Here is a 9243-nt window from a genome sequence, read left to right on the forward strand (position 1 = left end):
GACGCGGGTGCCCGACCGGGCGCCATTCAGCACCACGGACACGGTCATCGCGGCCACTCCCGCCTCTCGGGCAACGTCTTTTAATGTCGGTGCGTTGGTACGTCTCATGAGATAATATCTGCCGTCATCCTTTATTCATCAGTATCGGCAAGTTCCTACGATCGCCAATCCGCAAAGATAAGCAACCGCATGCAATTCCATTCTAACGTATCCACCATTTAAAACAACGTCTCCGGATCCGAGCCAGTCGCGAAACGTATCGTGAGCTCTCTGGACGGCTTCTCATCTCAACCGCTGCGGTTCACCGCCGGGCGCATCGCGACGAGACCGAGGACCGCGATGCGCCCGTAAGAACCCTGGCTACGCTTCCAGAGGCTGGGGTCAATTAGCCGATCGCCAGTACCGGCACGGGCTGCCCAACTAAAGAATGATCCGGAAAAGGGTTCCCTGTCCGTAACTAGCGTATATATCTGCCGTGGCGCCGTAGAGGTACCCGTTGTGAGCCTGGATAACGCCGGCTGTAGGGTTGGCGCCGTCCGCGCCGCCTGTAAATGAGTGAAGAATCGTGACTACGCCAGTCGGGGTCATCTTGAATACCGTGCCGAAACCAGGACTGGGTGTCGAGCCTCCTTGGAAGGTTGTTCCGTAAAAGTTGCCGTCGCTGGCCAGAACAAGGCGCCCGTAGGGAACCCTCCCATCGTTGGCGACGGAGCCATCCTGAAAGTTGTGAGCAATCGTGACAGTTGGGACGCCAGCCGGATTTGCAATCTTGAATGCTACCCCATTGTTAGTTCCTCCGCCGGGCATCGCTCCCCACAGATTGCCTTGCTTGTCGAAAGTGAGACCCGCAGCTGAAGCCATATACCACGGTCCTACGAAAGCTGAGTTGAATGTATAGAGAACGGTTTGGGTCCAGACTCCACCAGACTGAGCTAATTTGACGACTGAGGCTGCTCCTGTGAACCCGTAGAAGTTCCCATTAGTGTCCTGAACAAGAGAGCCGAACGGATGCGGTACATTGCTCCCTGCCGGAAAATGGTACAGGATCGTCTCCGTCCAGCCGTTGCTGACGGGTGTGAGCTTAAAGAATGTTCCATTGCCATTCACGCCCCCAGACGAGGTGGTCCCGTAGAAATTGCCGTCGCTTCCCTGCAGGAGTCCACCATGCGGAGTATGCCCATCATTCGCCACCGTCCCGTCGCCGAAAATGTGCATGTACGTCATAGTCCCTGACGGCGTGAGTTTGAATGCAAAGCCAACAACCTGACCGCCGAGCGGGAAATTTGGCCCGCCATCAAGGGTCGTTCCGTAAAAGTTGCCGTCGCTCCCCTGAATGAGCGGTCCTTGAATACCGAAATAGGGGCCGCTGGCGCTATAGACATTCGGAAAGACGTTTATGTTGGTCATAGCGCCCGTTAACGTCGAATAGGTATACACGCATTGCCAATAGGTCTGTGCTTGGCCGGGGCAACGAAAGTTAGCTCCGTACAAGACATTACTGGAGCTTTCTACTAGACCTGTGAAAGGCCAAGCCCCATAAGGACCGTAGCCATTCGAATCCGATTTGAAATTGTAGAGTACCGAGTACTGCGTCGCACGCGCTTGTTGGCCGGCTGTTAGGCCCAGGAGAAGGCACGCGAGGGGGACGGCGGCGCTCCGTCGGAAGATCTGGAAACGTTTTGCTGATTTCATTGTGAGTGATTTTTCCCTAGACGGCATTGTCGATGCACTGAGATCTAGCATCGATACGGTGTCGATAGTCATAGAGCCGAACATCCCTATTCGGCCGGCATTCCAGACGCCAGCCGAATAGGGACGGAGCAAATCACTGATTGCCGCCCTAGTGATTGGCCTGTGGCTGAGCCGGCGCAGGCGCAGCTGGATTCATGTTATGCTGCGACATCATTTTCTCGGCATATCCGGGGGGCGCGTGTCCGCCTGCGAAAGCTTTCTTTTCCTCCGGAGTCTTGGAATCGCTTTCTTTCGCACCGCAGCCCATGAGTATCTGACTGCCGCCGAGAACCATCAGGCAGAGCGCAATGATATTGCGGGTTCGCATTGTCACGATAATGTCTTTCTTTTGTTCCAAACGTCGAGCAGACAGTCGTCCTGTGTGAATTTTACGACCGTGATGCGTCCCACATGTTAACGGGCTGGACGGTGCTCACGGGGCGTAGCGCCTTGACATGTCCATCGCAAAACAGAAAATTGGAGAGGCCATTGGAGTGAACGTTTACGCCGCCATTCTGGCTGGTAGGATAAGGTGCAGTGGCAGGTCGAGTGGGATCGGGAAGCAAGCCGCCAAAGTGGAACCATTGGACGCCAGAGATAAACCCTTCCAGACCGGCATGTGAGGCGTTCATGGCGCCACCCTTATCTAAGTCGGAATTCCAGTGCTCGCACAGAAGAATAGTGTCGGACGGCATGCCGATCTGCGCAAGCGTCCTGCCGCCGTGTATCTGGCCGTTCCAATCTTGCATCCCCATGACTCCTAGGGTTATTGGTCCTGTGTTGTCAAATGCTATCACGCCGTTGACCGCGTAGGAGATAGCAACACCCTCCCAGTTGGTAACGCCGGTCTTGCTGTCGTCAGGACAATTGTAGGACTTATAGGTTTTGACATAGGACGAAATTTCCTCGGGCCAGACGGAGTTGGTCTCGCCCCACCAGGCGCCGCCGTCGACGGTTTGCGCCGCGTAAGGATATCTCTCGTCGTTGTCCTGCACGTACTGTGCGAATGCCAAGCCAAGTTGCTTTTCGTTGCTGGCGCAGCTGATCTGGCGCGCCTTTTCACGGGCTTGCGCAAAAACGGGGAAGAGGATGGCTGCAAGTATCGCGATTATCGCGATGACAACTAGTAATTCGATCAGTGTGAAACCAAGTTTAGATTTGCATATCATTGAGAAATAATTCCTTTCGATTTTGAACCTTCTCGTCAGAGAAGAACGGTTTGCCAAGACTATCTTACGATATCGAGTATGGTCTCCTTTCCTCTGTTCTGACATTCCGTCGGAAGAGGATGGCTTCATAGAAAAGCATCGCATTGGGTTGTTTTCGACTCAACGGTCGATTGCTCGAAATTAACGCTCACATTCCTGCTACAGAAAATCAAGTTCGCTACTATGGCAAAAGTATATCATTATGGCGTGCATCTGTCAAGCGAAATTCTGATTATGAGTAAAAAATTGTAACTGACGAGGTAGTGGCATGCAGAACAGGGAAATATAAATGATATGTGTCTGTATTTGGAAGACTACGTGATATAATATGATATCGAAGCTCGCTAGCTGCCCGCCGACATCCGCACGCAAGGGATATCACGAGGATGCGGCGGCTTGGCCATTGCGAGAAACGGAGATCTAGATGCCGGAGATATGCTGCCCGCGATGTGGAAGCGGGGCGAAACAGGTGAAGGCCGGGATGAACAACGGCCGCCAGCAGTACCGGTGTGACGCCTGCCGGCGCCGCTACGTGACGGAGCGGAAAGGGCGCGGCTATCCGGGCAGCCTGCGGGAGCAGGCGGCGGCTCTGCACGCGGAAGGCCGGACGCTCGCTCTGATCGGGGAGACGCTGGGGGTGACGCCGCGGACGTTGCGCAACTGGTTCCGGGAGGGCGACCCGAAAGAAGAGAAGCAAGCGGATCCGCCGGCTGTCTCTGATGTCCCGCACAGTTCCCAGTCCCCTGCTCCAAGCATCGTGGGCAATCCGGACGAAGCGGCGGCAGGCTGGCCGGCCGACAAGATGGCGCCTGAAGCGCCCGCGACGCGGAGGCGCGCCACGATCCACGATGTGGCCGAGCAGGCCGGTGTGGCGGCATCGACGGTTTCCAATTACCTGAACGGCAAGAGGCGGATAAATGCAAGCACACGCGAGCGCGTCCAGGAGGCGATCGACGCGCTAAACTTCACGCCGAATGCGCTGACGCAGGCGATCCGGAACCGACGAACGCGCATCCTCGGCGTAGTGGCCCACGGTCTCTGGGACTTCGTCGAATGGCCAACCTACTCAATCATCCCGCCCCTGCTGTCAGGGATCAACCGGAGCGCGGAAGCGGCCGGACACGATGTGCTGACATATACAAGCTGGTACACGCCAGGACCACACAGCGGAGTCCGCTTTCTCGACGGGTATATCGATGGGCTCGTCGTGATCGGCTCGACACTCCGCGACGCCCTGCTGGAGCGGACGGCTGCGGCCGGCCTCCCCATTGTCTCGGTACTGACCCGACAGGTCCCGGCCAATGTCGGATATGTCAATGTCGACAACATTGGGGCCATGCACGCCGTTGTCGAGCACCTCGTATCGGTCGGTCGCCGGCGCATCGGCTATATTGGCCCACTCCACGACTCCGACCACATCGACCGCTACCAGGGATTCCGTGAGGCGATGACCGCCGCGGGTCTGGAGTGGGATCCGTCTCCCATGGAACTTGCGTGCCGCTCTGCGGATGTTCTTACGAATGACGTGATGGAACGCGAGATGCATCGCATGATACAGACTGCGGAAAAGCTGGATGCGATCGTCCTCTCGAACGACTGGCTGGCGGCCCGTACGGTCGAAGCACTCGGCAAGCGTGGCTTCCGGGTCCCCGAGGACATTGCGGTTACCGGCTTCGACGATGTTCCAGAGGCGATGCACATCGCCGGTGGCCTGACGACGGTCCGGCAGCCGTTCCACCGGATCGGGCAAGTGGCGGTGGAACGGCTGCTGGCGATGATCGAAGGCGCGCCCGCCTCCGAGTGCCGGATCTCCCTGCCCACCGAGCTGATCGTGCGTGCGTCGACCACGGGCGTGCATCGCTGACGCGAGGAGTGAGGGCGCGCGAACGCCTTGTTTGAGCCATTCATTCACAATCCGGGCTAGCCACCACGCAATTCTTCCTCTTGATCAGATCCTAAATTATGTCCCGCAGAACGTCTGATATACTCGCTCGCTATCTTGCGGCGGGTCCGCGTAATACGCAAAGGCCGGCTGGTCCTCGAACGGATGGGCCAAGACGGTCAGCATCTCCTCGAACGGACCGAAGTCATCCGCCTCGACGGCCGCTTGAATGACGGCTTCCACACGATGGTTGCGCGGAATAAAGGCTGGGTTTACGGACCGCATGGCCGCTCGGCGCGCCGCAGCGTCCATGGGTTCCTGACCCAGCCGCTGTCGCCAACGCGCCGCCCACCCGTCAAACGCCGAGGAGTCGGCAAAGAGGGCGCGCACACCTTCATCGCCGTTCGGACCCGATACGGCGTCGCTCAGCCGGCGGAATGTGAGCGTGAAGTCGGCGCCGTTCACTGCCATGGCCCCCAGCAGATCGCTCCCGAGCTCCACGTCCCCTTCGCGTTCCGTGAACAGGCCCAGCTTGCGCCGCAGCCCAGCCTCATAAGCATTCTCGAAGAATGATGCGTAGCCGCCGAGCGCTTCCATCGCCTCCGCGACAGCCGCATCCTCGTCGTCAGACAGAAGCGACAGGAGACACTCGGCAAGCCGTGTCAGGTTCCATTGGCCGATGGCGGGCTGGTTCCGGTAGGCGTAGCGCCCCTGAGTATCGATCGCGCTGAACGCGGCCTCTGGATCGTACCGGTCTAGAAAAGCGCAGGGTCCGTAATCGATCGTCTCACCGGACACCGACATGTTGTCTGTGTTCATGACCCCATGGATAAACCCGAGGTGCATCCACTGCGCGATGAGCCTGGCTTGCGCCCCAATCACCGCGCCCAGCAGCGCGCGGTAAGGCCGCTCCGCGTGGGCCGCGTCCGGATAGTGACGGGCAATGACAAAATCCGCGAGCAGCCGCACGCCCTCCACGTCGCCGTGGCGCGCGAAGAACTCAAACGTGCCGACTCGGATATGACTGGCGGCCACGCGCGTCAGCACGGCCCCGGGGAGTATGGTCTCCCGGCGCACCCTTTCGCCCGTCGTCACTGCCGCAAGGGCGCGCGTGGTGGGGACGCCCAGCGCCGCCATGGCCTCACTGACGATGTATTCGCGCAGGACCGGTCCCAGCGCGGCCCGCCCGTCGCCGCGGCGTGAGAAGGGCGTCGGCCCGGCGCCCTTCAGCTGGATGTCACGCCGCGCCCCACCCTGGTCGATGACTTCGCCGAGCAAGATCGCGCGCCCATCCCCGAGCTGCGGCGAGAAGCCCCCGAACTGATGTCCCGCGTAAGCCATCGCGATAGGCTCGGCGCCTTCGGGGACACGCCGACCCGAGAGGACTTCCACACCCTCGGCGCTGGCGAGCCAGTCCGGATCAAGGCCGAGCTGCCGCGCGAGAGGCGTGTTCACCCGGATCAATCGCGGCGCGGCGACCGGAGTGGGCGCGGTGCGCGTAAAGAACCGCTCCGGCAGTCGTGCGTAGGTGTTATCGAAAGGAAATTGGGCAGTCAATATGGGTCTTCCATCATTCCGAAGATTTCTATGGGTAGGATACCTGACTAAACTGATGTTACACAGACATTTTGATGTCTCCTGTATCGTCGATTTTCATCGGGTAAAATTTTCCTATGACTGTGATGGACAAGCCCACCCTAAACAAGCCACTTTTGGCAGATCGTCAAGACGCTTCCAGTCAATTGCAGACACTTCAGCCAAGCAACCTACTCGGAGGAATGTCTTCATCCTGTGGGAGATTTCGGTGATCTTATCGCATGCCCATGTTGGGCCTTATGCCCATGGCAGCGCGAGAAGTAAGGAGCTTTAGCATCATAACGGCGGGGAAACCAGCATACATTGGGAGTCCGTCATCGGGCGCCTTTTCTGTGGAGATACTGCTTGTCTGAATTCTCATTTCCGCCTGCGGGACTGGTGCGTCGAATCGCTGCTGATAGAATGAGACCCAGTGGCCCGGCTCGAAATCGAGGAAGAGCGGGGAATTGCAGCAAGAGGCCACTACACGCCTTGTGTTACCTTCACCTTCCAATCGGTAGTCAGTGCAGTGCTCGGCGCCCTGTGTTATCTTAACCCGATCTTTTCGGAAGAGGACATACGGAGTCCCTTTGTGCGAATCTAGTATGTGCGGGGCGTTTGGTAAATGTTCCATGTGCTCAGACCCTTTCTGGCAGTACTTGCAATGGCAGATATTTACCATGATCGGCGATCCCGCAAGCTCGATCTTTACCGCCCCGCACTCACATGTCAGAACGCGCGTAGGCAAGGATTTCATTGCTGCCTCCAGACTTCAACCTCTACGGTCTCTCCTACCACTTTACCAATAGCCTTCATCACGGGTTTGCTAAGAGGGAGAAAGTGGGTTCCATCGCCGGTCGGCAGGCTAGTAACTGTAAACTCATGGCCACCAATCTTTGCTGAAACCTTCGTGGCCTTGCCGGTACCAAGAAAGGCGACTGATTCGGGCCAGGTGACAAACGTCCATCCGCCCTCTTTATTCTCTTTGGCTATCGTGGCTGTAAACACGGCATTACTCATGTAAATCCTCCTCAATGATAATTCTTATATGCTCTAGTGACTCGATCGCTTTTTCGAATTCGTGAGCCGAAATGCGCCCTGAAATTCTCCGTGTCCATTCGGCATTTCGCTTGTAAATTTTGGCAAGCACCTCTTGTCCAGCGGGTGTTAGAGTGAGTAGCGCCGTACGTTTGTCCGTAGGAATCGCCTCAAGGACAACTAATCCATCCCTTTGCAAGGCATCTGCTACTCTTTGGACACTCTGTCGAGCGAGTCCCATTTCGCGGGCCATCTGGGAGACAGTTTGCGGAGTGTAACCGGCCCGGCCAAGTATCTGCCAGCGCGCACTGGATTGTGCGAGAGGCTTGGTTAGCTTCTCGCCGGCGTTCATCAAAACGCCGTTAACTCGAAAAACGGCGAGCGCAAATCTGCTGGCGGGGTCATTAATTCCTTGCTCATAATCCATAACGGAAGCATACCATATTGACAGCACACTGTCAATATGGTATGAGACATGCTCGTTCTCAATGCCGCCGCGCGGAGGACGCTGGAGTTGGATGCCGAAATATTCTTTGGGATCCTCAGGAAGTTGAACAAGTCCCTGAGGCGCCATTCGTGAGCCTCCAATCTCACGAGCTATTGAAATGGATCCATAAAACTACCTTCCACATCAACATTCACTGCTGGTCCCTTTCTACGCTGATACAGGCCCTACTGCATTGGAAATAGAAGCAGGGCAGCATTCTTGGTTCTTCACAAAAATAAAGTAAAAATAGCAATTAACATCAGATCTAAGTGGGTACAATAACCGTGTTTGATGAATTGGAGACGGCTCTCATTCATGAGCGCATCTGTAGTTTTGGCGCCATTATTCGTTGGCGCCAAAATATAAATTCTCGCAGTTCTTCTCTTTTGGAACCGTATTATTCTCGCATGCCCGTCAAATCTTAGTCGAATCGAGCCTCAATGTTACCTGCCCTTATTCCATGGTTGCCCTGGGCTTAGTTCTCGCTCCTGTTGAGCTTCAGCAGCGCACATTTGCGGCGGCTCTCCTTTTTTGCCGGCGCAAGGGCTAGAGGGAGAACCTGAACGATTTGATCCCCCAAACACAGGAAGGACGCTTTCCGCAAGATGCGCGATCAACAACGCTGGACAGATTTCCTGCATCGCGGGCCGATCGGGCAAGCCCACCCATGCACTGCTGCTGCCCCCAATCACAAACCCGCTTTCCCACCCGAGCCGCAACGACAAGCAATCGCTTAAGGAGCAAGCAACGTTATGCCGCGTAAATCAATCAGCCAGCCGCGCTATCTCTGGAAGACCGCCACTGTCTCCACCATCCTATTGACTGCCTCCATGCCAGGCTGGGGACAGGTCTCAGTGCTCACCCACCACAACGACAACTCCCGCACCGGAGCTAACCTGAGCGAGAACACGCTCAACACCAGCAACGTCAATGCGAATACGTTCGGCAAGCTCTTCACACGCAGCGTCGACGGGCAGATCTACGCACAGCCACTCTATGTCCCGAACGTCGCCGTTCCCGGACAGGGAACCCACAATGTCGTCTATGTCGCCACCATGCACGACAGCGTGTACGCTTTCGACGCGGACAGTCCCGCCGCCTCGTCGCCGCTCTGGCGTGTCACGCTGGGAACTCCCCGGCCGTCGGGCTTCAACACGCGTTACGGCGCATACAGCGATATCAAGGTGGAGATCGGCGTTCTTCCAACGCCCGTCATCGATCCGGCCACGAACACAATTTATGTCGCCGCTTACACGCAGGACAGCTCCTCGGGCCCCTACCACTGGAAGCTGCACGCGCTCGACATTGCCACTGGCGCAGAG

8 protein-coding genes and 1 pseudogene are annotated in these 9243 nt (G+C 57.1%); 2 read left to right on the forward strand and 7 right to left on the reverse strand.

From position 1 onward, the window contains the following. The 4 genes from ABIZ35_RS11820 to ABIZ35_RS11835 form a co-directional block, all read right to left on the reverse strand. Nucleotides 1-108, reverse strand: a 108-nt coding sequence (locus ABIZ35_RS11820) for a LacI family DNA-binding transcriptional regulator (RefSeq protein ID WP_348220113.1), incomplete at its 3' end; no start/stop codon positions are given. Between the two features lie 312 nt (nt 109-420). Continuing rightward, the gene (locus tag ABIZ35_RS11825) at nt 421-1407 is read right to left on the reverse strand and encodes a choice-of-anchor tandem repeat GloVer-containing protein (protein ID WP_348220106.1); all 987 of its coding nucleotides are present in this window, start codon (nt 1405-1407) and stop codon (nt 421-423) included. A 433-nt stretch (nt 1408-1840) separates the two neighbouring features. Continuing rightward, nucleotides 1841-2089: a hypothetical protein gene (locus ABIZ35_RS11830; protein WP_348220107.1), complete on the reverse strand. Its 249-nt coding sequence runs from the start codon at nt 2087-2089 to the stop codon at nt 1841-1843. A 31-nt stretch (nt 2090-2120) separates the two neighbouring features. After that, nucleotides 2121-2900: a DUF1559 domain-containing protein gene (locus ABIZ35_RS11835; RefSeq protein WP_348220108.1), complete on the reverse strand. Its 780-nt coding sequence runs from the start codon at nt 2898-2900 to the stop codon at nt 2121-2123. Nucleotides 2901-3420: 520 nt separating this feature from the next. Between ABIZ35_RS11835 and ABIZ35_RS11840 the strand changes: the two genes are divergently transcribed. After that, complete coding sequence (locus ABIZ35_RS11840; protein ID WP_348220109.1) at nt 3421-4803, forward strand: substrate-binding domain-containing protein; 1383 nt, start codon at nt 3421-3423, stop codon at nt 4801-4803. 96 nt (nt 4804-4899) lie between these two features. On the opposite strand, the gene ABIZ35_RS11845 is transcribed toward ABIZ35_RS11840, so the two are convergent. The 3 genes from ABIZ35_RS11845 to ABIZ35_RS11855 all read right to left on the reverse strand — a co-directional run bounded on the left by ABIZ35_RS11845 (nt 4900) and on the right by ABIZ35_RS11855 (nt 8008). Beyond that, on the reverse strand, nt 4900-6378 hold the full coding sequence (locus ABIZ35_RS11845; RefSeq protein WP_348220110.1) for a protein adenylyltransferase SelO: 1479 nt from the start codon (nt 6376-6378) through the stop codon (nt 4900-4902). Between the two features lie 771 nt (nt 6379-7149). Next, nucleotides 7150-7416: a DUF1905 domain-containing protein gene (locus ABIZ35_RS11850; protein ID WP_348220111.1), complete on the reverse strand. Its 267-nt coding sequence runs from the start codon at nt 7414-7416 to the stop codon at nt 7150-7152. Further along, on the reverse strand, nt 7409-8008 hold the full coding sequence (locus ABIZ35_RS11855; protein WP_348220112.1) for a MarR family transcriptional regulator: 600 nt from the start codon (nt 8006-8008) through the stop codon (nt 7409-7411). Before ABIZ35_RS11855 ends, ABIZ35_RS11850 begins: the two co-directional genes overlap by 8 nt. Before the next feature lie 665 nt (nt 8009-8673). Here ABIZ35_RS11855 and ABIZ35_RS11860 point away from each other — a divergent pair. After that, a pseudogene (locus tag ABIZ35_RS11860) lies at nt 8674-9243 on the forward strand (hypothetical protein); the annotation flags it as partial.

It is taken from the genome of Capsulimonas sp. (assembly GCF_039929585.1).
GTDB lineage: Bacteria > Armatimonadota > Armatimonadia > Armatimonadales > Capsulimonadaceae > Capsulimonas.

Coding starts and splice junctions, on each gene's coding strand:
- ABIZ35_RS11850 (WP_348220111.1), bottom strand. CDS start 7,416: ATGAGTAATGCCGTGTTTACAGCCACGATAGCCAAAGAGAATAAAGAG.
- ABIZ35_RS11825 (WP_348220106.1), bottom strand. CDS start 1,407: ATGACCAACATAAACGTCTTTCCGAATGTCTATAGCGCCAGCGGCCCC.
- ABIZ35_RS11840 (WP_348220109.1), top strand. CDS start 3,421: ATGAACAACGGCCGCCAGCAGTACCGGTGTGACGCCTGCCGGCGCCGC.
- ABIZ35_RS11855 (WP_348220112.1), bottom strand. CDS start 8,008: ATGGCGCCTCAGGGACTTGTTCAACTTCCTGAGGATCCCAAAGAATAT.
- ABIZ35_RS11835 (WP_348220108.1), bottom strand. CDS start 2,900: ATGATATGCAAATCTAAACTTGGTTTCACACTGATCGAATTACTAGTT.